This window comes from Microvirga sp. 2YAF29 (assembly GCF_052114605.1).
In the GTDB taxonomy this organism is placed as follows: Bacteria; Pseudomonadota; Alphaproteobacteria; order Rhizobiales; family Beijerinckiaceae; genus Microvirga.
The window spans coordinates 342,241-364,771 of the sequence record NZ_JBFRFB010000001.1; the positions used below are offsets into that span (position 1 = coordinate 342,241).

Sequence of the window (22,531 nt, forward strand, 5' to 3'; positions counted from 1 at the left end):
AGAAAGCCGGGGATTAACAAATGCCAAAAGGCAGTTTAGCAAGGCGAAAGCCTTGCTTTTTCTTTTTGGGGACCCTTTCGATGAGACAATTTCATCTTTTCCCTTACGGCAATCACCTTCCGAACCGTGTCCGATAGGCACTGGGGCTTGTCTTCAAGCGGCGCCTGAAATGGTGACGCAAAACCTCCAGGGAACCGAAGCCGTTAAGCTTCGCCGGCTGTTCCAGCGCCATCTCCTCGGGCTTCTCGAGCAGCTCTCGCACCTGGGATAGCCTTTCCAGCACGATCCATTCGCTAGGCAGCCTGTCGGAGGCAGCGTGACGCTCAAAGCCCTGCCAGCGGAAACATGGCTGCCACGAGGATAAGGACCACGGATGAGACGAGCGTGGTCCAGATGGCCTTTTCCTGAAGCGCTGGGGCGGTCGGTGCTCCGGGCTCGCTGCCGGCCACGACATCTCCGCTTTCCACCTGGCTGCGGATTCCGAAAGGCAGGATGGCAAAGAGCAGGATCCACCAGATCACGAAATAGAGCGCGAGGCCGCCGCTGATCCGAAGGCTGAAGAATTGCACCGTGATGGCAACCGCAACCGCCGAAATCACGACGACGACGGCAAGCGTGGACCAGAGCGAAGAGGACAGACGTTTTACAAGGTTGATCAACAGCTTGTCCTCAGGTTTGCTCAAGTTCGATGAGGGTGCCGTTGAAATCCTTCGGGTGCAGGAAAAGCACGGGCTTTCCATGGGCACCGATCTTCGGCTCGCCATTCCCCAGAACTCTGGCCCCGGAATTCACAAGCCGGTCCCGCGCCGCGAAGATGTCGTCCACCTCGTAGCAGATGTGATGCATGCCGCCGTCGGGGTTTTTCTCCAGGAACCTGGCGATGGGTGAATCCGCGCCGAGAGGCTCCAGCAGCTCGATCTTGGTGTTCGGCAGCGTGATGAACACCACCGTCACCCCATGCTCCTCCAGCGCCTCCGGCTCGGACACCTGAGCGCCGAGGGTACCGCGATAAAGATTGGACGCCGCCGCGATATCGCGAACGGCAATGGCGACATGGTTCAAGCGACCGAGCATATGAGACCTCTCCGACGAAACCTTGAATGCCTTATACCTCGATCACGAGCACATGACAGGCGGGCTTCTTGCCCCATTCCTGATTGACTGCAGCGCGGACTGCTCTGTGAACGGCATTCTCGACAGCATCGGGATCGCGGCGCTTGGCGCTGGACAATCCATCGAGCAGGTCAGCCACGGTATCGGCGACGATATCGGTGAGATCCCGCCCCTGTCTGTTTTTCTCCGGCAGACCCATCACATCCACCACAGGATCGCCGGCGATCTCGCCTTTGGAATTGATGGCAATGGCAACCGTCACGATACCTGCGAAGGCGAGTTTGCGGCGCTCAGGAAGAGCGCGCTCACCTGCAGGGATGACGATGTTGCCGTCCCGATAGAGGCGGCCCGCGGGAATGGTGTCGATGATCTCGGCCTTGCCGGGCGCCAGACGCACCAGCGTTCCGTTCTTGGCCCGCACCACCTCCAGCACACCCTGTTGGCGCGCAAACTTGGCATGCTCTGCCAGATGCAGCGGTTCGCCATGGGCGGGAATCGCAATGCGCGGCTTCGTCCATTCATACATCTGTGCCAGCTCGCCGCGCCGCGGATGGCCGGACACGTGCACCAGCTCCGTGCGGTCGGTGATGACCTCGACGCCCTGCTCGATCAGGCTGTTGATTATGGAGCCGACGGACTTCTCGTTGCCGGGAATGGCACGGGACGAGAACACCACCCGGTCGCCGGCGGTGAGGGTAATGTCGGGATGCTCGTCGGCTGCGATGCGCGCGAGCGCCGCGCGGGGCTCACCCTGCGAGCCGGTGAGAATGGCGACGACCTTGTCACGCGGCAGATAGCCGTAATTCTCGGCCGAGCGGAATTCCGGCAACCCATCGAGGAAGCCGCATTCTTTCGCCACCTCGACCACGCGGTCCATAGCGCGTCCAACGACAACAACCTCGCGTCCGCATTCGCGAGCCGCTTCCGCGACGGAGCGGATGCGCGCGACATTGGATGCGAATGTGGTGACCGCTATGCGATGCGGCGCGTCCTTGATGATCTGTGCAAGGTTCCTCGCTACATCGGCCTCGCTCGGGCTCACGCCTTCGCGGACGACGTTGGTGGAATCGCAGATGAGCGCAAGAACGCCCTCTTCGCCCAGAGCGCGGAAGGTTTCCTCGGAGGTGAGGCTGCCGAGATAGGGCGTCGGATCGAGCTTCCAGTCGCCCGTATGCACAACGAGACCTTGCGGCGTACGAATGGCGAGGGCGTTCGATTCAGGAATCGAGTGGGCGACCGGCACATATTCGATCTCGAACGGACCGAGCTTCAGGCGCTGTCCGGTTGCGATTTCGTTGAGATCGATCTTCGGCGCACCGGCTTCGGACAGGCGGCGGGTTTCGAGGAGGCCGATGGCGAACTTCGTGGCGTAGACCGGCGCTTCCAGGCGCGGCCACATCTCCACGAGGGCGCCGATGTGATCTTCATGCGCGTGGGTGATGAAGATGCCGAGCAGATTGTGCCGCTGCTTCTCGATGAAGCGCATATCCGGATAGACGACGTCGATGCCGGGCAGTTGCTCCTCGCCGCCAAAGCCCATGCCGCAATCGACAAGGATCCATTTCCGATCCTTTTCGGGGCCGAAGCCGTAAAGCGCGGCGTTCATGCCGATTTCGCCGAGCCCGCCGAGGGGCAGAAATACCAGTTCGTCCTGGGAGGAAGTCATACTTGATCAAGACCTTGTCATGCCAGCCTTAGGGCTTGGCCGTATCATGTCGAAAATTAGGAAAATAAAGATCGCCCGCATCGATGAGTTCCGTGTCCGAAGAGCTCTTCAATTGCAGGCGTCCGAAGCGATCCAGTCCCTCGAAGATGCCCTTCTTCTCACCCGAAGGCAGACGAAGCGTCACCTCCTGGCCGATTCCGGCGGCTCGCTCGAGCCATAGGCGCCGAATGGCCCCGAACGGATCGGAAGGATTGAGACGCGTCGCATTGCGCCAGGCTGAAAATGTGCGGGCAAAGCTCGAAGACAAGGCGTTGAGCATATCTTCCCGTGGCAAGCCCGGCTTGATCGCCTGAAGAGCGACTGCGGGATAGGGCGTGCCGGTGGGCGCGAAGGCGACGTTGACGCCGAAGCCGATGATGATCGCGAGCCTGCCGCCATCCAACCGGTGACCCTCTAGCAGAAGCCCGGAGAGTTTGGCGCCGTCGAAAAGAAGATCGTTCGGCCATTTGAGCGACAGGCGCGGAGCACCGAGCCCGATGACCTGTTCGACCGCCTCATGCAGCGCAAGCCCCGCCACGAACCCGAGTTGAGGCGCRAACTGCACCTCGCAGGGGTCGATCAGCAGAAGGCTGGCATAGAGGTTTCCCTGGGGCGAAGACCATTGTCGGCCATGCCGCCCCCTGCCCGCCCGTTGCTCCGCAGCGGTGATCCAGAGCTGACCTGGATCTCCCGCGCGGGCGGCCTGCAGGCAGTCGTCGTTCGTCGAGTCCGTCGCCTCAAGGGAGACGAGGCGATAACCGGCGGACTCGGCGTCGGACGACAGCTGCACGATCAGAACAGCGAACGCGCTGCAGCACCCGCAGCCGATACGAGTGGTGCCGGAACGATGCCGAACAGGACCACGAAGATGCTGCTGACCGCGAGCACCAGCTTCACACCGGCAGGCATGGCGTCATAGCCGGCGCCGGCCTCATCGAAGTACATCACCTTCACGATGCGCAGATAATAGTAGGCGCCGATCACGCTGGTCACCACGCCGATGACGGCGAGAGCGACGAGGTTCGCCTCAATGGCGGCAGTGAACACCTGGAACTTGGCGAAGAAGCCGGCGAGCGGCGGAATGCCCGCCAGCGAGAACATCATCATTGCCAAGCAGAAGGCGAGAACCGGATGCGTGCGGGCGAGGCCCGACAGGTCCTCGACATTCTCGTACATCACCTTGCCGCGGCGAAGGCCGAGGATGACGGCGAAGGAGCCCAGCGTCATGGCGAGGTAGATCGCCATGTAGACGATCACACCCTGAACGCCCTCGACCGTGCCGGCGGCAAGGCCGATGAGCGCATAGCCCACGTTACCGATGGAGGAATAGGCCATCAGGCGCTTGATATTACGCTGGCCGATCGCGGCGAAGGAGCCGAGCGCCATGGAGGCGATCGAGATGAAAACGATAATCTGCTGCCACTGGTCGACGATGTTGGGGAACGCATCGATGAAAACGCGGGTCGCCATGGCCATGCCGGCCATCTTGGGAGCGGCGGCGAAGAAAGCCGTGACCGGGGTCGGCGAGCCTTCATAGACGTCGGGCGTCCACATGTGGAACGGCACGGCGGAGATCTTGAAGGCGATACCGGCTGCCACGAAGACGAGTCCGACGATGGCACCGATGCCCACGTTGTTGCCCTGGAGCACGCCCGCGATGGTCGGGAAGGATACGCTGCCCGTAAAGCCGTAAACCAGCGACGCACCGTAAAGCAGCATGCCAGAGGACAATGCACCGAGCACGAAATACTTCAGGCCTGCTTCGGTGGAACGCACGTTATCACGGTCAAAGGCAGCGATCACGTAGGACGACAGCGAGAGCAGCTCGAGACCGAGATAGAGGGCGATCAGGTCGTTGGCCGAGGTTACCATCATCATGCCGATGGTCGAGAGCACGATGAGGATCGGATACTCGAAGCGCTGGATTCCCTCGCGGCGCATGTAATCCATGGAGAGGATCACACCGCCGGCGGAGGCCAGCAGGATCAGCGACTTCATGAACTTGGCGAAGCCGTCGATCACGAACGAGCCGCTCATGGTCTCGACGCGCTCGGACGGCAGCATCAGCACCGCCACGAAGGCGACGGCCAGAAGAGCCAGAGCGATGAAGTTCATCGACTCGCCGGAACGCTCGCCACGGATCGCGCCGAACAGGATGAGGACAAGAGCGCCGGCGGCCAGGATGATCTCCGGCAGGACGGGTCCGAAAGCGGGAATGGTGAGGGCGGTATTCATCTTGACCTCAGTGAGCGGCAACGGCCGCCGTTTTCACGGTTGCGAGCGCGGCCTGGACATTCTGCATGAGCGCATCCGTCGGCGCGGCGAAGGCGTCGAGGATCGGACCGGGCTGCACGCCGTAATAGATGATGAGCAGGACGAGCGGCACGAAGGTGATGATCTCGCGGCGGTTCAGATCCGTGATGCCCTGGAGAGCCGGCTTGTCGAGCTCTCCATAGACCACGCGGCGGTAGAGCCAGAGCGCATAGGCCGCCGACAGGATCACGCCTGAAGTCGCGAAGAACGCCACCCAGGTGTTCGAGCGGAAAGCGCCCATGAGCGTCAGGAACTCGCCGATGAAGCCCGAAGTGCCCGGAAGCGCCACGTTGGCCATGGTGAGGATCAGGAACACCACCGCATACATGGGCATGCGGTTCACGAGGCCGCCATAGGCCTTGATCTCGCGGGTATGCATCCGGTCGTAGATAACGCCGACGCAGAGGAAGAGCGCGCCGGAGATGAGGCCGTGAGAGATCATTGTGAACATGGCGCCCTGGATGCCCTGCTCGTTCATGCTGAACAGGCCCATGGTCACGAAGCCCATATGCGCCACCGACGAGTAGGCGATGAGCTTCTTGATGTCCTCCTGCATGAGGGCGACGAGCGACGTGTAGATGATCGCGATCACCGACAGGGCGAACACGAAGGGCGCGAAGTAGAGCGACGCATCCGGGAACATCGGCAGCGAGACTCGGATGAAGCCGTAGCCGCCCATCTTCAGGAGCACGCCTGCCAGGATGACCGAGCCCGCCGTCGGCGCTTCCACGTGTGCGTCCGGCAGCCAGGTATGGACCGGCCACATGGGCATCTTCACCGCGAAGGAGGCAAAGAAGGCGAGCCATAGCCAGGTCTGCAGGTTGGACGGGAAGTCGAACGCGAGCAGCGTCGGGATGTCCGTGGTGCCAGCCTGCCAGTACATGGCCATGATGGCGAGGAGCATCAGCACCGAGCCGAGAAGCGTGTAGAGGAAGAACTTGAAGCTGGCGTAGATGCGCCGCTTGCCGCCCCAGATGCCGATGATGAGGAACATCGGAATGAGGCCTGCTTCGAAGAACAGGTAGAACAGCACGAGGTCGAGCGCGCAGAACACGCCGATCATCGTGGTCTCGAGCACAAGGAACGCGACGAAATATTCCTTCACCCGATGCTCGATGGAATCCCACGAGGCCAGGATGCAGAAGGGCATCAGGAATGTGGTGAGCAGGATGAGCGGCATGGAGAAGCCGTCGACGCCGAGCTTGAACCGGATGTTCTCCGCAAGCCAGGGGTGAACCTCAACCAGCTGGAAGCTGGCCGAGGCCGTATCGAACCGGCCCCAGGCGACAAGCGAGAGGACGAAGGTCGCAAGAGTGGTGGCGAGCGCCGCCCAGCGGGCATTGGAGCGCGCCGCTTCGCTGTCATTGCGCAGCGTCAGAATGAAGGCCGCGCCGACGAGGGGCAGGATGAGCAGGCCGGAGAGGATGCCGAAGCCAAACATCAGTGGGCTCCCCTGAAAAGATAGAAGGTCACGAGAGCCGCAACGCCGATCAGCATCGCGAAGGCGTAGTGATAGACATAGCCGGTCTGAATACGAACCGCGCCGCGCGTCACGTCGAGAACGCGGGCCGAGATGCCGTCAGGCCCGAGACCATCGATGATCTTCTGGTCACCTGTGCGCCAGAAGAAGCGGCCGATAGCCATGGCGGGACGGACGAAGATCGCGTCGTAGAGCTCGTCGAAATACCACTTGTTGAGCAGGAAGCGGTACAGGATCGGATGATCCGCCGCGATCCGCACAGGCTGCTTGGTATCGACGATGTACATGTACACGGCGAGCACGAAGCCGAGGATCATCATGACGGTCGGGAGCAGCGGCACCCAGCCCGGGAGATGGTGCATTTCTTCCAGGATGTGGTTGTCCGGGCGGGTGTAGATCGCGCCCTTCCAGAACTCCTGGTAGCCCTCGCCGATGAAGGCGCCGTGGAAGACCACGCCGGCAACGACTGCGCCGATGGCGAGCACGATCAACGGGATCAGCATCACCAGCGGGCTCTCGTGAGGCGTATGAGCCCCATGGCCATGATGACCATGCTCGTGGTCCGCATGGGTGGCGGGCTCCACATCGTGGCTGTGAACGTCGTGCTCGGCGCCCTCATGGGTGCCGTGGGCGTGATGCTCGGAGTGCGACCAGCGGGCATTGCCCTCGAAGGTCATGAAGAACAGACGCCAGGAATAGAACGAGGTCATGAGGGCCGCGACGACCGTCGCCAAGAAGGCGAAGTTGCCGGCGGCGCTATGCGACGCGAAGGCCGCTTCGATGATCGCATCCTTGGAGTAGTAGCCTGCGGTGAATGGGAAGCCGGTCAGCGCCAGCGTGCCGATCGCCATCATCGACGTGGTAAGTGGGATGTACCGGCGCAGATGCCCCATATAGCGCATGTCCTGCTCATGATGCATGGCATGGATCACCGAGCCCGCGCCCAAGAACAGCAGAGCCTTGAAGAAGGCGTGCGTGAAGAGGTGGAACACACCCGCGCCATATGCCCCCACGCCCAGGCCCACGAACATGTAGCCGAGCTGCGAGCAGGTCGAGTACGCGATCACGCGCTTGATGTCGTTCTGCACCAGACCCACGGTCGCGGCGAAGAAGGCCGTGATGCCGCCGATGACGGTGACGAAGGCCAGAGCAGACGGAGCATATTCGAAGACCGGCGACAGGCGCGCGACCATGAACACGCCGGCCGTCACCATGGTGGCGGCGTGGATGAGCGCGGAGACCGGTGTCGGGCCTTCCATGGCGTCCGGCAGCCAGGTGTGGAGCAGGAACTGCGCCGACTTGCCCATGGCGCCCATGAAGAGGAGCAGGCAGGCGATGGTCAGGGCATGCCACTCGATGCCGAGGAACATGAACTTGGCGTTCTCGAACTCGGCCACGCGCGGGAAGATCGACTCGAAGGTCACACCGTTGAACAGCACGAACAGGGTGAAGATGCCGAGCAGGAAGCCGAAATCGCCAACGCGGTTGACGATGAAGGCTTTCATGGCGGCAGCGTTGGCCGAGTCCTTCTTATACCAGAAGCCGATGAGCAGGTAGCTTGCCAGACCCACGCCTTCCCAGCCGAAGAACATCTGGACGAGGTTGTCCGCCGTTACCAGCATGAGCATGGCGAAGGTAAAGAGCGACAGATAGGCAAAGAAGCGCGAGCGGTGCGGATCCTCGTGCATGTAGCCGATGGAATAGAGGTGCACGAGCGCCGACACGGTGTTGACCACCACCAGCATCATGGCGGTGAGCGTGTCGATGCGGAACGCCCAGTCGACCTGAAGGTCGCCGACGGACATCCACTGGGCCACCTGAATCCGGTGCATCGGCTCGTCGCCGAAGCCGACGGTGATGAAAGACACCCAGGACAGAACCGCGCAGACGAAGAGCAGCGCCGTGGTGATGATCTCGGACGGACGATGTCCGATCAGGCGTCCGAAGAGACCTGCGATGAGGAAGCCGACGAGCGGCAGGAAAACGATTGCGTGATACATTTCCGTTTACTTCGCCTTTAGGGCTCAGCCCCTCATCGTATTGATGTCTTCAACCGCGATGGAGCCGCGGTTGCGGAAGAAGACCACCAGAATGGCAAGGCCGATGGCTGCCTCTGCCGCCGCGACCGTAAGGATCAGCAGGGCGAAGACCTGGCCGACGATGTCGTTCAGATGGGTGGAGAAGGCCACCATGTTGATGTTCACGGCGAGCAAGATGAGCTCTACCGACATCAGGATGACGATCACGTTCTTCCGGTTTACGAAGATGCCGAACACGCCGAGCGTGAAGAGCACGGCGGCGACGGTGAGATAATGGCCCAGTCCGATAACCATCACGTGTCTCCTTAAATGCCCTGGCGGGAGGGAACCTTCCGCAGCTCGACGGCGGTTTCCTGCGTGCGGGCGTTCTGCTTCGTGATGTCCTGGCGCCTCACGCCCACCCGCTCGCGCAGGGTCAGCACGATGGCGCCGATCATGGCCACCAGGAGGATGAGGCCTGCCGCCTGGAAGAAATAGAAGTAGCGGGTGTAGAGCACCTGGCCGAGCGCCTCGGTGTTGGTCATGACGTCCGGGGACGGGATCGGCACGGCGGGCGAACGGACGAGGCCGGGATCGACCACATAGGCGCTTACCACGAAGATCAGCTCGATCAGCAATACGAGACCGATAAGGCCGCCGATGGGCAGGTATTGCAGGAAGCCCTGGCGGAGCGCCGCGAAGTCCACGTCGAGCATCATGACGACGAAGAGGAAGAGAACCGCGACGGCGCCCACATAGACGATGATCAGGATCATCGCCAGGAACTCCGCCCCCATCATCAGGAACAGCCCCGCCGCGTTGACGAAGGCAAGGATCAGGAAGAGCACCGACTGCACGGGATTGCGCGAGGCGATGACCATGAAGCCGGACGCGATTGTGATCGTCGCGAACAGATAAAAGAAGGCGGCGGTTACCGTCATGCTCAAACTCAAGCCGCCAAAGGCGGCCCCTTCCGACGTGGCTCCGGCGAATCCGGTGGCCTGTCTATAAAATCCCGACCCGGCGGGGACAACCCACCGGGAATGTTTGCCCCCTGCCCGTGTGCAGGCCGGATCCTTTAACGATAAGGAGCGGTCTTCGCGATGTTGCGCGCGATCTCACGCTCCCAGCGCTCCCCGTTATCGAGAAGCTTGGCCTTGTCGTAGTAGAGCTCCTCACGGGTCTCCACGGAGAATTCCAGGTTCGGACCTTCCACGATGGCGTCCACCGGGCAGGCCTCCTGGCACATGCCGCAATAGATGCACTTCACCATGTCGATGTCGTAGCGCGTCGTGCGGCGGGTGCCGTCGTTGCGGCGCGGGCCGGCCTCGATGGTGATGGCCTGCGCCGGGCAGATCGCCTCGCAGAGCTTGCATGCGATGCAGCGCTCTTCCCCGTTCGGGTAGCGGCGCAAAGCATGCTCGCCACGGAAACGCGGCCCGCGATGACCCATCTCGAACGGATAGTTCAGCGTCGCCTTCGGCTTGAAGAAGTATTTCATGGTGAGGGCGAAGCCCACCACGAATTCCCGGAGCAGAAGGGCGTTGAAGAATTGACCGATCTTCATGTCGATCTCCTTAGCGCATGCCCGGCGCATTGCCGGTCGCCATCAGCACGCCTGCCACGATGACGACCATGGCGAGCGACAGCGGAAGGAAGACCTTCCAGCCGAGGCGCATGAGCTGATCGTAGCGGTAGCGCGGCACCAGGGCTTTCACCATGGCGATGAGGAAGAAGAGGAAGCTCGCCTTCAGCACGAACCAGATCACGCCAGGCACCCAGGTGAAGGGGGCGAACGGGATCGGGGACAGCCAGCCGCCGAGGAACAGGATAGTGCCGAGCGCGCACATGGTCATGATGGCCACGTATTCGCCGAGCATGAACAGCAGGTACGGGGTGGAGGAGTATTCCACCATGTAGCCCGCCACCAGTTCCGATTCCGCTTCCGGCAGGTCGAAGGGCGGGCGGTTCGTCTCGGCCATGGCCGAGATGAAGAACACCACGAACATCGGGAAGAGCGGCAGCCAGTACCAGCCCAGGATGCCGAGGCTGGTGTTCTGCGACTCGACGATACCCGAAAGGTTCAGCGTTCCGGCGCACATGAGCACGGTCACGATGACGAAGCCGATGGAGACCTCGTAGGACACCATTTGCGCCGCCGAGCGGAGCGCGCCGAGGAAGGGATACTTCGAGTTCGAAGCCCAGCCGCCCATGAGGACGCCGTAGACGCCGAGCGACGAGATCGCGAAGATGTAGAGGATGCCCACATTGATGTCTGCAATCGCCCATCCGGCATTGAGCGGAATGACCGCCCAGGCCGCGAGCGACAGCGTACACATCACCAGGGGCGCCAGCAGGAACATGCCCTTGTTGGCAGGAGCCGGGATGATCGGCTCCTTGAGCACAAACTTGAGCAGATCCGCGAAGGATTGCAGCAGGCCCCAGGGACCGACCACGTTCGGGCCGCGGCGCAACTGCACTGCTGCCCAGACCTTACGGTCGGCGTACAGCGCATAGGCGATGAAGATCAGCAGTGCGACGAGCATCAGCAGGCTCTTGCCCACCATGATCGCAAAGCTAAGGAGGATGTCTCCCAATTCCACGGTACTCTCCTCCCTCTTATTCTGCCGCTTCGAGCTTCAGCTCACGGGCGAGCGCGGAGCACTCGGCCATGACGCCGGAGGCGCGGGCAATGGGGTTCGTCAGATAAAAGTCTTTCACAGGGCTGATGAGCGCCTCGCGGCCCGGTGCGCCGCCGATCCCGGCGAGAGCCTGGATCGCAGCTGCACCATCGGCGGGCTGAACCCTGTCGATGGAAGCGAAATGCGAATGGGCCGCATAGAGCTTCGCACGAAGGGCGTTCAGCGAGTCGAACGGCAGGCGGTGGCCCAGCACATCGGACAGGGCACGCAGGATCGCCCAGTCCTCACGCGCTTCGCCCGGAGCGAAGGCTGCGCGGTTGGCGAGCTGCACCCGGCCTTCCGTGTTCACGTAGGTGCCGGACTTTTCCGTGTAGGTCGCGCCGGGCAGGATCACGTCGGCGCGGTGAGCGCCACGGTCACCATGGGTGCCTTGGTATATCACGAAGGCGCCAGGAGCGATGTCGATTTCGTCGGCGCCGAGGTTGAACAGTACCTCGACACCACCCTGCGCCATCTGCTGAGCGGTCAGGCCGCCCTCACCCGGCACGAGGCCGAGATCGAGCGCGCCGACGCGGGCGGCGGCGGTGTGGAGAACCGAGAGACCGTTCCAGTTATCCGTGACCGCATTCACGTCGCGGGCAAGCTGCGCCACCGCGGAGAGGATTGCGAGGCCATCCGGACGCGAGAGAGCGCCCTGCCCCACGATGATCAGCGGACGCTCGGCGCCCTTCAGCTTCTCGATGAAGCTGTGGCGGCCGGCAACGAGCTCGGCCAGGGTTTCAGAACCGGCGCCGAGATAATCATAGGGGTAGGTCAGGTCGGCATGCTCGCCGATCAGAGCGATCGGCGGCGGAGCCACGCGCCAACGCTTGCGGATGCGCACATTGACGAGCGAGGCCTCGATGCGCGGGTTGGAGCCCACGATCAGGATCGCGTCCGCATCCTCGATGCCGGCGATGGTGGAGTTGAAGAGGTAGGAGCCACGGCCGTAGGCAGGCGACAGCACCGTGCCGTCCTGGCGGGCATCGACATTCTTCACGCCGAGGCTTTCCATGAGAAGCTTCAGAGCGAACATCTCTTCGACCGCAGCAAGATCGCCGACGATGGCGCCAATCTTCTGGGGCGAAGTACCCTTCACCTTTTTGGCAATGGCGCCGAACGCTTCCTGCCAGGAGGCCGGGCGCAGGCGGCCATTCTCACGCACGAAGGGCCGGTCGAGACGCTGGAGGCGCAGGCCATCGACGATCTGGCGTGTCTTGTCAGTGATCCACTCCTCGTTCACCGCTTCGTTCACGCGCGGCAAGATGCGCATGACCTCGCGGCCACGGGAATCGACGCGGATCGCGGAGCCGACCGCATCCATCACGTCGACGGAATCGGTCTTGGTGAGCTCCCACGGACGGAAGTGGAAGGATTCGGGCTTATGGGTAAGCGCGCCGACCGGGCAAAGATCCGCGATGTTGGCCTGAAGTTCGGATCCGAGCGCCCGCTCGAGATAGCTCGTGATCTCCATGTCCTCGCCGCGCCACAGGGCACCCATATCCGGCACGCCCGCCACCTCGTCGGTGAAGCGCACGCAGCGGGTGCAGTGGATGCAGCGGTTCATGGAGGTGCGCACCAGTGGGCCGAGATACTTGTCGGTCACCGCGCGCTTGTTCTCATGGTAACGGCTGGTATCGACGCCGTAGGCCATGGCCTGGTCCTGCAGGTCGCACTGGCCGCCCTGGTCGCAGATCGGGCAATCGAGCGGGTGGTTGATGAGCAGGAACTCCATCACACCTTCGCGCGCCTTCTTTACGGTCGGCGACTTGGTGGAGATTTCCGGCGGCTCGCCGTTCGGGCCCGGACGGCAATCGCGCACGCCCCAGGCGCAGGATGCGACCGGCTTCGGCGCGCCCTTCACCTCGACGAGGCACATGCGGCAATTGCCGGCGATCGAAAGGCGCTCGTGGTAGCAGAAGCGCGGAACTTCCGCGCCCGCGGCCTCGGCGGCCTGGAGCAGCGTGAATTCGACGGGGACGTCTACCTCGACGCCATCAACGATGATTTTAGCCATCTCTATCTCACTCCGCCGCGATCATGACGGATTCTGAATGCGGGTTCGCCGCGTAGTCGTCAATCCGCTTCTCGATCTCGTGACGGAAGTGGCGGATCAGACCCTGGACCGGCCATGCTGCCGCGTCGCCGAGCGCGCAGATGGTGTGGCCTTCGATCTGGGTCGAGACTTCGAGCAGCATGTCGATTTCGCGCTTCTGGGCGCGGCCCTCGGCCATGCGGTTGAGCACGCGCCACATCCAGCCTGTGCCCTCACGGCACGGCGTGCACTGGCCGCAGCTCTCGTGCTTGTAGAAGTACGAGATGCGGGCAATGGCGCGGACGATGTCGGTGGACTTGTCCATGACGATCACGGCAGCGGTGCCGAGACCCGAGCGCAGGTTGCGCAGGGTGTCGAAATCCATCGGCGCATCGATGATCTGGTCGGCAGGCACGCAAGGGACCGACGAACCGCCGGGGATCACGGCGAGCAGGTTGTCCCAGCCGCCCCGGATGCCGCCGCAATGGGTGTCGATCAACTCGCGGAAGGTCAGGCCCATGGCCTCTTCCACGTTGCACGGCTTGTTCACGTGGCCCGACACGCAGAACAGCTTGGTGCCGACGTTGTTGGGACGGCCGATGCTGGAGAACCAGGAAGCGCCGCGACGCAGGATGGTGCCCGCGACCGCAATCGACTCCACGTTGTTCACCGTCGTCGGGCAGCCATAGAGGCCCATATTCGCCGGGAACGGAGGCTTCATGCGGGGCATGCCCTTCTTGCCTTCCATGCTCTCGATGAGAGCCGTCTCCTCGCCGCAGATGTAAGCGCCTGCGCCGTGGTGGACATAGAGGTCGAAGGGATAGCCGTGAATGTTGTTCTTGCCGATGAGACCGGCCTCGTAAGCCTCGTCCACCGCGCGCTGGAGCGCATGGCGCTCGGCGATGTATTCGCCGCGAATGTAGATATAGGCCGCGTGAGCGCCCATGGCGAAGGAAGCCAGGAGGCAGCCTTCGACGAGAAGATGCGGATCGTTCCGCATGATCTCGCGGTCCTTACAGGTACCCGGCTCCGACTCGTCGGCATTGACCACAAGGTAATGCGGACGGCCATCCGACTGCTTGGGCATGAACGACCATTTCAGGCCGGTGGGGAAGCCCGCGCCGCCACGTCCACGCAGACCGGACGCCTTCATCTCGTCGATGATCCAGTCGCGGCCCTTCTCGAGCAGGAACTTGGTTCCGTCCCAAGCGCCGCGCATCTTGGCGGCCTGGAGCCCCGGCGAATGGAAGCCGTAGAGGTTAGTGAAGATACGATCTCTGTCCTGAAGCATTCCCGTTCACTCCCCTCAGGACGTCTTGTTGTCTTTGTCGACAACAACGCCCGGCTTGCTCTCGCTGCCGTCACGGCGCGTCTCGGCCTGGGACGGAGGCGTCCCGGCTTCCGGCGTCGTGGGGCTTGCCGGAGTAGCACCCTCACCCGGCGTCGTCACATAGGATTTGCCGCTCTGCGGCGCAGGCGTAGCGGCACCTTCCGTCTTGGCCTCGACCTTGGTCGCGCGGGACGGATCGGCGGCTTCCTTCTGGTCGACCGGCTTGATCGGAGCCTCGCCTTCCTTGGCACGCTTGGCCGGCGTGTCGGCGGCATCGCTCTCGATGGCGCGGCCTGCCGTGGGCTTCGCAGCCTTGACCTCTCCTGGCACGCTCGCGGTCGCGGCATGGGCCTCACCGGTCTCGGCGGGCTTGGCCTGCTCCTCGAAGCGCTTACGCCATGCGCCGACCACGGAACCGTCGTAAAGCGCCGGATCCAGAAGGGTGTTCACGGCCTCGAAAGGCTCGGAGCGGTTACGGCCGATCTGCGAACCGGTCTTGACTGGACGGCCTGCCGCGAGATCGTCGAGAAGCTTCTCGAAATTCTCAGGTGTCAGGTCCTCGTAGTAATCGTCGTTGATCTGCACCATCGGCGCATTGGAACAGGCGCCCAGGCACTCGACTTCGAGCCACGAGAACTTGCCGTCGGCGGTGACGTGGTTCTGCTCGCCGATGCGCTTTTCAAGAACCTTCTTGATGTCGCCCGCGCCGCGCAGCACGCAAGGAGTGGTGCCGCAGAACTGGATGAAATGCTTTCCAACCGGCTCGAGGTTGAACATCGTGTAGAAGGTCGCCACTTCCATCACGCGGATGTCGGGCATGTCCAGACGGGCGGCCACGGCTTCGATGGCCTTGCGGGGCAACCAGCCGCCGGCCTGTTCCTGCGCCTTCCACAACAGCGCGATCACCGCCGAAGCCTGTCGGTCGGACGGGTACTTGGCGATCTGCTGTTCTGCGAAAGCCTCGGTCTCAGCGGAGAACACGAAGCTTTTCGGCTGCAACTCTTCAGGCGCGAGCTTACGAACGGCCATTTAACTCTTCTCCTCATCGCCATGGCCGGGTCTTGCCCGGCCATCCACGACTTGAACTCGTTCAACACGCCTTGCGGCGCGATGCCGTGCCCGAGACCGGGCGCGGTTTAAAAACTTACCTATCCACTTCACCGAACACGATGTCGATGGAGCCGAGAATGCCTGCGACGTCGGCCAGCATGTGGCCGCGGCACATGAAATCCATGCCCTGCAGGTGAGCGAATCCCGGAGCGCGGACGTGGCAGCGGTACGGCTTGTTGGTGCCGTCCGAGACCAGATACACGCCGAACTCACCCTTCGGGGCCTCCACGGCGGTATAGACCTCGCCCGCCGGGACGTGGAAGCCTTCCGTGTAGAGCTTGAAGTGGTGGATCAGCGCTTCCATGGAGCGCTTCATGTCCTTGCGGGACGGGGGAGCCACCTTGCCATCGAGGGTCGCTACTGGCCCCTGCCCATCCGGCGCGCGCAGCTTGTCGAGGCACTGGCGCATGATGCGCACGGACTGGCGCATTTCTTCCATGCGGATGACCTGACGGTCATAGTTGTCGCCGTTGAGGCCGACAGGAATGTCGAACTCCATTTCCTCGTAGCACTCGTAGGGCTGAGACTTGCGCAAGTCCCACGCGACACCGCAACTGCGGACGATAGGACCCGAGAAGCCCCACTTCCAGCAATCATCGAGCGTGAGTACGCCGATATCGACATTGCGCTGCTTGAAGATGCGGCTGCCCATGACGAGAGTATCGAGATCGTCCAGCACCGTCAGGAACGGATCGCAGAATGCTTCGATGTCGTCGATCAGCTCGGGCTGGATGTCCATGCTCACGCCGCCGGGGCGGAAATAGTTGGCGTGCATGCGCGAGCCTGAGACGCGCTCATAGAAGATCATGAGCTTCTCGCGCTCCTCGAAGCCCCAGAGTGGCGGCGTGAGGGCGCCGACGTCCATGGCCTGCGTCGTCACGTTGAGGAGGTGAGAAAGCAGGCGCCCGATCTCGGAATAGAGAACGCGGATCAGCTGCGCGCGGCGCGGCACTGCGATGCCGAGAAGCTTCTCGACAGCCATGCAATAGGCATGTTCCTGGTTCATCGGCGCGACATAGTCGAGCCGGTCGAAATAGGGATTTGCCTGAACGTAGGTCTTGTACTCGATCAGCTTCTCGGTGCCGCGATGAAGCAGGCCGATATGCGGATCGACGCGCTCGACGATCTCTCCGTCGAGCTCTAGCACGAGGCGCAGCACACCGTGCGCTGCCGGATGCTGCGGACCGAAATTGATGGTGAAGTTGCGGATGTTATGCTCGCCCATGGGTCGCCCTTTCCGCCTTATGCCTTGGCCTTCTCATCGCCGGGCAGCACGTAATCCGTGCCTTCCCAGGGAGAGAGGAAGTCGAAGTTGCGGAATTCCTGGTTGAGCTTCACGGGCTCGTAGACCACGCGGCCCTGGCCGTCGTCGTAGCGAACCTCGACATAGCCGGTCATCGGGAAGTCCTTGCGGAGCGGATGACCTTCGAAGCCATAATCGGTCAGCAGACGACGCAGGTCCGGATGGCCCGAGAACAGGACGCCGTAAAGATCATACGTCTCACGCTCGAACCAGTTGGCCGCCGGGAAAAGGCCGATGAGCGAGGGGACAGGGGTGACCTCGTCCGTCTGCACCTTCACGCGGATGCGGGTATTCTGGTACGGCGACAGCAGATGGTACACCACATCGAAGCGCTTCTCGCGGGCCGGATAATCCGCTCCGCAGATATCGATGAAGCAGACGAAACGGCACTGCGGGTCGTCCCGCAGGAAGGCGATCACGCGCACGATATCGTCCCGGCGAGCGACCAGGGTCAGCTCGCCATAAGAGATGGCGCGATCCTCGATCGCGTCACCGAGGGACGCGGCGATGTGATCGCTCAGGACTTGGAGGTCAGCACTCATGAAATGACCCTTGCTCAGCGCTCGATGGTGCCTGTGCGGCGGATCTTCTTCTGGAGAAGCAGCACGCCGTAGAGGAGCGCTTCAGCCGTCGGAGGGCAACCAGGCACATAGATATCCACGGGAACGATACGGTCGCACCCACGAACCACCGAGTAGGAATAATGGTAATAGCCGCCGCCATTGGCGCAGGAGCCCATGGAGATGACATAGCGGGGCTCGGGCATCTGGTCGTAGACCTTGCGCAGAGCCGGAGCCATCTTGTTGGTCAGCGTGCCGGCGACGATCATCACGTCCGACTGGCGCGGCGAGGCGCGGGGCGCAAAGCCGAAACGCTCGACATCGTAGCGAGGCATGGACATCTGCATCATCTCGACCGCGCAGCAGGCCAAGCCGAAGGTCATCCACATGAGCGAGCCGGTGCGCGCCCAGGTGATGAGGTCTTCAGTGGAAGTGACGAGGAAGCCCTTGTCGGACAACTCGTCGTTGATGGAAACGAAATAGGGGTCAGTGGAGCCGACCGGCTTTCCCGTATTCGGGTCGATGATCCCGCGAGGTGCGGGAGCCACGAGGGTCGAGGCGTTCTCGGAGATCAATCCCATTCCAGGGCTCCCTTCTTCCACTCATAGACGAAACCGACCGTCAGGACGCCCAGGAAGATCATCATTGAAATAAAGCCGAACCAGCCCAGGTTCCCGAACGTGATTGCCCAGGGGAACAGGAACGCCACTTCCAGATCGAAGATGATGAAGAGGATGGCGACCAGATAGAAGCGCACGTCGAATTTCATGCGTGCGTCGTCAAAGGCATTGAACCCGCACTCGTAGGCCGAAAGCTTCTCCGAGTCGGGCTTGCTGTAGGCCACCAGGAACGGGGCCACGAGCAGCGCCACCCCGATCAGGAGAGACACGCCGATGAAGATTACGAGAGGCAGGTAGTCGGCGAGAAGATTCGTCATACGACACCTAGAAGGAACGGAGCGCGGCTGGAAAGGCCGGCGACATGCCACGCATTTAAGCCACAGAAACGCCCAAATAAAGGTCCTGCGACAAACGGCGGTTTGTGCGGGGAGGCTTATCCGAGATCCCCTGCCCTGACAAGTGTTTGCACTGCCGCAAAAAGAACCATTCCAAACTGAGATGTGGCTTTATCCGCAGCCTTGGCAGCCCAGGGGCTAGCGCGATCCTGGGCTTGATTTCCGGCGGATTCGGCTTTGACCCTAATAACCTCGTCAAGCTTGGCCTGAATCGCTGCTCTGCCCCGATTTTAGGTGCCCTGGATCAAGGAAACAATCGGAAAGGTCCTGGCCGTCGGAGCGCGGAGGGACCAATTACCACGTGTCCGAGGAATGGAAGAGCGGGCTGGTGAGGTGGGCAACCCAACTGAAGGAGCTCGGAAAGTACCTGGATGCGGACATGGCGGAACGCCTTACTGCCCTTGCATCGCGCGCACCCGAACCGCGCTCGGTGCTTGAGACAGAGGAAAAGTGCGATAAGCCGCGAAAAGGCGCTACGCTTCGCCTGCGGTGAAGCTGTCGTTTCCAGTTTAACTATTTGACTTTGCAGGGGATAAGTGGCGCGGGCGACGGGGCTCGAACCCGCGACCTCCGGCGTGACAGGCCGGCACTCTAACCAACTGAGCTACGCCCGCGCATTGGACCGCCGAAGCGGTGAGTGGGTGCGGTTTAAGCGGCACCCCGACCCCTGTCAAGCGTTCCGTTCAACCATTTTCGCGAAGGTCCCGAAAACTTTGCAATCCGGTTGTTTCAGGCTCCCCGAAGGTAATGAGCCGGGCCGTTCCGTGCCGGCTCATTCAGCGGAAACAGGCTCGCTCGGGGCTTTCAGGGAACGGAGCACCCGGTCGCATTCGATCAGGTCGTCCAAGGCGCCTTGAAGCTTTTGAAGAGCATCCTCGGAAAAGGCATGGTCCGGTGCGTGGGTGTCGGCCTCGTCATCGAGCGGGGCGAGCCGGTCGTCATCCTCGGCCTGGTGGGCATCCTGAGGCTCATGGCGCGGCGCGGCTACGCTTTCTTCGCCTCGACCCACGGCCTGGACGAAACGGACACCCTCCTCCTTCAGGATGCGCTGGACGCCCTTGATCGTATAGCCTTCGCCGTAGAGGAGATGCCGAATGCCCTTGAGCAGATCCACGTCGTCCGGGCGATAATAGCGCCGACCGCCGCCGCGCTTGAGCGGCTTGATGTGGTTGAAGCGTGTTTCCCAGAATCGCAGGACGTGCTGCGGCAGGTCGAGGTCTTCCGCAACTTCGCTGATGGTGCGGAACGCGTCAGGGCTCTTGTCCAAGGCGCCTCCTGCCATCGCGCGACTAGTCCTCGCCCTCGATGATCTCGCCGTTGATATAGGCCTTGAGCACATTGGATGGCTTGAACACCATGACCCGGCGCGGGTCGATGGGCACTTCGACGCCGGTCTTCGGGTTGCGGCCGACGCGCTCGCCTTTGCTGCGCACCACGAAGGAACCGAACGAGGACAGCTTCACGGTCTTGCCGGCTGCAAGGCTGTCGCAGATCTCGGCCAGGACCCGTTCCACTAGTTCCGCCGATTCGGTCCGCGAGAGACCGACCTTCTGGTAAACGGCCTCGCTCAGGTCCGCCCTTGTCACAGTTTTGCCAGCCATTGAGCTCCCCGAACAGAATGAGTTCTTTGGTGTTTCAAGCGCTTAAGACGCTATGCAGATGGGTCCGTATGGTCAACCTTACAGGCAACGTCAAGGAAATCCACATAGGCCAGATGGTCTAGGGTAACGGGCCCAAAAGAGAAATCACCCTTTTGGGAGACCGCCTGTCGCAGCGCAGTGATTACCAACGAATAAGGGCGCTGCCCCAGGTGAAACCACCCCCGATGGCCTCGATCATCACGAGATCACGCTTCTGGATGCGCCCGTCCTTGCATGCCGCGTCGAGCGCCAGAGGGATTGATGCAGCCGAGGTGTTGCCGTGCTTGTTGACGGTGATCACAACCTTCTCGGGCGCGATGCCCAACTTCTCGGCGCTCGCGGTGATGATGCGCTTGTTGGCCTGATGCGGCACGAACCACTTCAGCTCCTCTGCGCTCGTCCCTGTCGAATCGAAGGCGTCCCGCACCACGTCCGCGACCATGCCGACCGCGAACTTGAAAACCTCGCGGCCCTCCATCTTGAGAACGCCGGTCGTCTTCGTGGAGCCCGGGCCGCCATCCACATAGAGCTTGTCCCGGTAGCGCCCGTCGGAGCGCAGGTGGGAACTCAGGACGCCGCGGTCGGTCGAGGTGCCCTCGCCTTCCTGAGCCTCCAGCACGATGGCGCCCGCGCCATCTCCGAAAAGCACACAGGTGGTGCGGTCGTTCCAGTCGAGGATGCGCGAAAAGGTCTCGGCGCCGATAACGAGCGCGCGCTTGTGCGAGCCGGACTGGAGGAACTTGTCGGCAGTGGCCACCGCATAGACGAATCCGGTGCAGACAGCCTGAAGATCGAAGGCAGCGCCGTGGGTGATGCCGAGGCCGTTCTGGATCATCGTGGCCGTGGACGGAAAGGTATGGTCCGGCGTCGAGGTGGCGCAGACGATGAGGTCGATGTCTTCGGCCTTCAGGCCCGCGTCAGTCAGCGCCGCCTCGGCGGCTTTGATGCCGAGCACGGAGGTGGTCTCGCTGTCATCGGCGATGTGGCGCTGCTCGATGCCGGTGCGCTGCACGATCCATTCGTGCGACGTCTCCACCTGCTTCTCGAGATCCTGGTTCGTGACCACACGCTTCGGCAGATAGGAGCCGACGCCGCGGACGATGGAACGGGTGCGTTTCAAGATGCGCTTCCTCAGGCCGTATGGCTGACCGAGTCATGCTCCAGCATGCTCCGGATTGTGTTCATCAATTCAAAATGCGCCATGTCATAGGCCACGTCGATGGCACTGGCGAAACCGAGATCGTCCGTGCCGCCGTGGCTCTTCACGACGACACCTTCCAGACCGAGGAAGACTCCGCCGTTGACCTTGCGCGGGTCCATCTTGTCCCTCAAGGCGTTAAAAGCCTGTTTCGCGAAGAGATAGCCGATCTTCGCCATCAGGGTGCGGCTCATGGCAGAGCGCAGGTATTGACCGATCTGCTTGGCGGTGCCCTCGGCGGTCTTCAGGGCGATGTTGCCTGTGAATCCTTCCGTCACCACCACGTCCACCGTGCCCTTGCCGATATCGTCGCCTTCCACGAAGCCGCGATAGTCCAGATGGGGAGCGTTCATTTCCTTGAGAAGGCGGCCGGCTTCCTTCACGGCCTCGATTCCCTTGATCTCCTCGGTGCCCACGTTGAGCAGGCCCACGGTCGGGCGCTGGAGATCGAAGACGATGCGGGCCATGGCGGCGCCCATGATCGCCATATCGACCAGATGCCCGGCATCTGTGCCGATGGTGGCGCCCACGTCGAGGACGATGCTCTCGCCCCGCATGGTCGGCCACATGGCGGCGATGGCCGGGCGCTCGATATGCGCCATGGTCTTCAGACAGATCTTGGCGGTCGCCATGAGGGCGCCAGTATTGCCGGCGGACACGGCGGCATCGGCCTCCCCGTCCTTCACAGCCTGAACGGCCCGCCACATGGAGGACTTGCCGCGCCCCATGCGGATGGCTTGGCTCGGCTTCTCGTCCATGGAGATGGAGATATCGGTATGGCGAAGCTCCGTCGCCTCCTTGAGCTTGGGATGGGCATTCAGGAGGGGGGCGATGATCGCCTCATTGCCGAACATCAGAAAACGAATGTCGGGATGACGCTCCAATGCCAGGGCAGCGCCCGGGATGACGATCGACGGGCCATGGTCCCCCCCCATCGCATCAAGCGAAATACGCACTGGCTTCGACATGAATTCTTATTCTTTCTTTCGGCATGGACAGGGGGCGGAAAATAGCGGTTTGCAGAGGCATC

General features: G+C 62.3%; 22 protein-coding genes and 1 tRNA gene. All 23 read right to left on the reverse strand.

The features are described from left to right. Positions 1–323: 323 nt before the first annotated feature. Positions 324–659: a DUF1467 family protein gene (locus tag AB4Y85_RS01550; RefSeq protein WP_441983086.1), complete on the reverse strand. Its 336-nt coding sequence runs from the start codon at positions 657–659 to the stop codon at positions 324–326. 10 nt (positions 660–669) lie between these two features. Next, complete coding sequence (mce, locus tag AB4Y85_RS01555) at positions 670–1,074, reverse strand: methylmalonyl-CoA epimerase (protein ID WP_441983087.1); 405 nt, start codon at positions 1,072–1,074, stop codon at positions 670–672. A gap of 31 nt (positions 1,075–1,105) precedes the next feature. Beyond that, positions 1,106–2,779: a ribonuclease J gene (locus AB4Y85_RS01560; RefSeq protein ID WP_441983088.1), complete on the reverse strand. Its 1,674-nt coding sequence runs from the start codon at positions 2,777–2,779 to the stop codon at positions 1,106–1,108. Positions 2,780–2,807: 28 nt separating this feature from the next. Continuing rightward, on the reverse strand, positions 2,808–3,608 hold the full coding sequence (locus AB4Y85_RS01565; RefSeq protein WP_441983089.1) for a biotin--[acetyl-CoA-carboxylase] ligase: 801 nt from the start codon (positions 3,606–3,608) through the stop codon (positions 2,808–2,810). A 2-nt stretch (positions 3,609–3,610) separates the two neighbouring features. Then, positions 3,611–5,053 (reverse strand): NADH-quinone oxidoreductase subunit NuoN, encoded by a 1,443-nt coding sequence (nuoN, locus tag AB4Y85_RS01570; RefSeq protein WP_441983090.1) that lies wholly within the window; start codon positions 5,051–5,053, stop codon positions 3,611–3,613. 7 nt (positions 5,054–5,060) lie between these two features. Then, positions 5,061–6,572: an NADH-quinone oxidoreductase subunit M gene (locus AB4Y85_RS01575; protein ID WP_441983091.1), complete on the reverse strand. Its 1,512-nt coding sequence runs from the start codon at positions 6,570–6,572 to the stop codon at positions 5,061–5,063. Continuing rightward, entirely contained in the window at positions 6,572–8,611 is a 2,040-nt protein-coding gene (gene nuoL / locus AB4Y85_RS01580; protein WP_441983092.1) for an NADH-quinone oxidoreductase subunit L, read from the reverse strand. Before nuoL ends, AB4Y85_RS01575 begins: the two co-directional genes overlap by 1 nt. Positions 8,612–8,635: 24 nt before the next feature. Next, the gene (gene nuoK, locus AB4Y85_RS01585) at positions 8,636–8,944 is read right to left on the reverse strand and encodes an NADH-quinone oxidoreductase subunit NuoK (RefSeq protein WP_441983093.1); all 309 of its coding nucleotides are present in this window, start codon (positions 8,942–8,944) and stop codon (positions 8,636–8,638) included. 11 nt (positions 8,945–8,955) lie between these two features. Further along, positions 8,956–9,570, reverse strand: coding sequence for an NADH-quinone oxidoreductase subunit J (locus tag AB4Y85_RS01590; protein WP_441983094.1), 615 nt, complete (start codon positions 9,568–9,570; stop codon positions 8,956–8,958). A 137-nt stretch (positions 9,571–9,707) separates the two neighbouring features. Beyond that, on the reverse strand, positions 9,708–10,196 hold the full coding sequence (gene nuoI / locus AB4Y85_RS01595) for an NADH-quinone oxidoreductase subunit NuoI (RefSeq protein ID WP_441983095.1): 489 nt from the start codon (positions 10,194–10,196) through the stop codon (positions 9,708–9,710). A 10-nt stretch (positions 10,197–10,206) separates the two neighbouring features. Then, positions 10,207–11,232 carry an NADH-quinone oxidoreductase subunit NuoH gene (gene nuoH / locus AB4Y85_RS01600; RefSeq protein ID WP_441983096.1) on the reverse strand — a complete coding sequence of 342 codons (1,026 nt, stop codon included), beginning with the start codon at positions 11,230–11,232 and terminating at the stop codon, positions 10,207–10,209. A 16-nt stretch (positions 11,233–11,248) separates the two neighbouring features. Continuing rightward, positions 11,249–13,327: an NADH-quinone oxidoreductase subunit NuoG gene (gene nuoG / locus AB4Y85_RS01605; RefSeq protein WP_441983097.1), complete on the reverse strand. Its 2,079-nt coding sequence runs from the start codon at positions 13,325–13,327 to the stop codon at positions 11,249–11,251. A 7-nt stretch (positions 13,328–13,334) separates the two neighbouring features. Then, on the reverse strand, positions 13,335–14,636 hold the full coding sequence (gene nuoF, locus AB4Y85_RS01610; protein WP_441983098.1) for an NADH-quinone oxidoreductase subunit NuoF: 1,302 nt from the start codon (positions 14,634–14,636) through the stop codon (positions 13,335–13,337). A gap of 15 nt (positions 14,637–14,651) precedes the next feature. Beyond that, positions 14,652–15,704 carry an NADH-quinone oxidoreductase subunit NuoE gene (gene nuoE, locus AB4Y85_RS01615; RefSeq protein ID WP_441983099.1) on the reverse strand — a complete coding sequence of 351 codons (1,053 nt, stop codon included), beginning with the start codon at positions 15,702–15,704 and terminating at the stop codon, positions 14,652–14,654. A 115-nt stretch (positions 15,705–15,819) separates the two neighbouring features. Continuing rightward, entirely contained in the window at positions 15,820–17,010 is a 1,191-nt protein-coding gene (locus AB4Y85_RS01620; protein ID WP_441983100.1) for an NADH-quinone oxidoreductase subunit D, read from the reverse strand. A 17-nt stretch (positions 17,011–17,027) separates the two neighbouring features. Next, positions 17,028–17,630: an NADH-quinone oxidoreductase subunit C gene (locus AB4Y85_RS01625; RefSeq protein WP_441983101.1), complete on the reverse strand. Its 603-nt coding sequence runs from the start codon at positions 17,628–17,630 to the stop codon at positions 17,028–17,030. A 14-nt stretch (positions 17,631–17,644) separates the two neighbouring features. Next, positions 17,645–18,229 (reverse strand): NuoB/complex I 20 kDa subunit family protein, encoded by a 585-nt coding sequence (locus tag AB4Y85_RS01630; protein ID WP_441983102.1) that lies wholly within the window; start codon positions 18,227–18,229, stop codon positions 17,645–17,647. Continuing rightward, positions 18,220–18,585: an NADH-quinone oxidoreductase subunit A gene (locus AB4Y85_RS01635; RefSeq protein WP_441983103.1), complete on the reverse strand. Its 366-nt coding sequence runs from the start codon at positions 18,583–18,585 to the stop codon at positions 18,220–18,222. The genes AB4Y85_RS01630 and AB4Y85_RS01635 overlap by 10 nt, the downstream gene beginning before the upstream one ends. A 615-nt stretch (positions 18,586–19,200) precedes the next feature. Next, positions 19,201–19,277 (reverse strand) — tRNA-Asp (locus AB4Y85_RS01640). Between the two features lie 158 nt (positions 19,278–19,435). Further along, a complete protein-coding gene (locus AB4Y85_RS01645; protein ID WP_441983104.1) occupies positions 19,436–19,930 on the reverse strand; it encodes a MerR family transcriptional regulator in 495 nt (164 codons plus the stop codon). Positions 19,931–19,952: 22 nt separating this feature from the next. Next, positions 19,953–20,264, reverse strand: a complete 312-nt coding sequence (locus tag AB4Y85_RS01650; RefSeq protein WP_441983105.1) for an integration host factor subunit alpha — start codon at positions 20,262–20,264, stop codon at positions 19,953–19,955. Positions 20,265–20,445: 181 nt separating this feature from the next. Further along, a complete protein-coding gene (locus AB4Y85_RS01655; protein WP_441983106.1) occupies positions 20,446–21,423 on the reverse strand; it encodes a beta-ketoacyl-ACP synthase III in 978 nt (325 codons plus the stop codon). An 11-nt stretch (positions 21,424–21,434) separates the two neighbouring features. Further along, positions 21,435–22,469: a phosphate acyltransferase PlsX gene (gene plsX / locus AB4Y85_RS01660; protein ID WP_441983107.1), complete on the reverse strand. Its 1,035-nt coding sequence runs from the start codon at positions 22,467–22,469 to the stop codon at positions 21,435–21,437. Positions 22,470–22,531: the final 62 nt, after the last annotated feature.